The following is a 1,332-nucleotide window of genomic DNA, read 5'->3' as shown; positions in this document are numbered from 1 at the left end:
TGGTTTGGCCCCTATATTTCCATACACTTTTTATCACTTAACCCATCACTGGTTCGCCGCCGCAGATATTCCCGTGGTGAACGATATCCCAGTGCACTATGCGGATGCCATTCGTTGTAATGTTCGAAGGCCTCCGCAAGGTTCTTTACCGCTGTTAACCCGTCGGGCTTTGGCATGACGCTGATGTAATCGCGCTTCATCGTTTTCACGAAGCTCTCCGCCATCCCGTTGCTTTCCGGGCTACGTACCGCCGTATGTTTAGGCTCCAGTCCTACCATTCTGGCGAACTGACGCGTCTGATGAGAACGGTAGGCTGAACCGTTGTCTGTCAGCCACTCAACGGGGGATGTCGGCAGGCTGTTACCGAAGCGACGCTCCACTGCACCCAGCATGACATCCTGCACGGTTTCACTGTCATATCCACCGGTACTGGCCGCCCAGTGAAGTGCCTCACGATCGCAACAGTCCAGCACGAACGTGACCCGCAGTTTTTCACCGTTATCACAGCTGAACTCGAAGCCGTCAGAGCACCACCGCTGGTTACTTTCTCCAACGGCCACTTTCCCTGTATGCGCCCGTTTCGATGGAGGTATTTCCGGTTTACGCTCAAGCAGCAGCGCATTCTGACGCATGATGCGGTATACACGTTTGGCATTGATCACCGCCATGTCGTCAGTTTCTGAATGCCTGCGCAGCAGTGCCCATACCCGACGATAACCATAAGTGGGCAGATCGCTGATAACGTCATGGATACGGGCCAGTGCTTCAGTATCATCAGGCTTGCGCTTGAGCCGACGATCCTGCCAGTCCTTCGACCGACGGGCCATGGCATGCAGTTGCGCACGTGACACCCGGAGGCAACGACTGACAAGGCTTATTCGCCATCCTCCGGCAACAAGGGCACGTGCGCTATCCACTTTTTTTGTCGGCCATATTCAACAGCTTCTTTAAGCAGCTCGTTTTCCATGGTTTTCTTGCCCAGCAGGCGCTGCAGCTCTTTGATTTGCTTCATCGCAGACGCCAGCTCCGACGCGGGCACAACCTGTTCTCCTGCGGCAACGGCTGTGAGGCTGCCTTCCTGATACTGCTTACGCCACAGGAACAGCTGACTGGCCGCGACACCATGCTGACGGGCGACCAGCGACACGGTCATTCCGGGCTCAAGGCTCTGCTGAACAATGGCGATTTTTTCCTGAACACTTCGCCGTCTGCGCTTCTCTGGACCTAAAACATCAATCATCCGGACTCCAACGACTAGTCTAAAAACTAGTATTAAGACTATCACTAACTTAAGTGATACCAACTGTCTGGAGATTCATGGGGCCAGTCTAC

The 1,332-nt window shown here is 54.3% G+C and carries 1 protein-coding gene; it reads right to left on the bottom strand.

All coding sequences use genetic code 11. The features are described from left to right. Positions 1-11 precede the first annotated feature (11 nt). Positions 12-1,240 (bottom strand): IS3 family transposase gene (locus BEI65_RS26595; RefSeq protein WP_177930403.1). Its coding sequence is split into 2 segments (ribosomal slippage): positions 12-925 and positions 925-1,240, totalling 1,230 coding nucleotides; the frame shifts between segments, so codons are not numbered across the junction. Positions 1,241-1,332 lie beyond the last annotated feature (92 nt).

Source organism: Serratia sp. BW106 (assembly GCF_002607755.1).
In the GTDB taxonomy this organism is placed as follows: Bacteria; Pseudomonadota; Gammaproteobacteria; order Enterobacterales; family Enterobacteriaceae; genus Serratia; species Serratia proteamaculans.
Note: the sequence above shows the minus strand (reverse complement) of the source record. Positions and strands in the feature narration are given on the sequence as shown.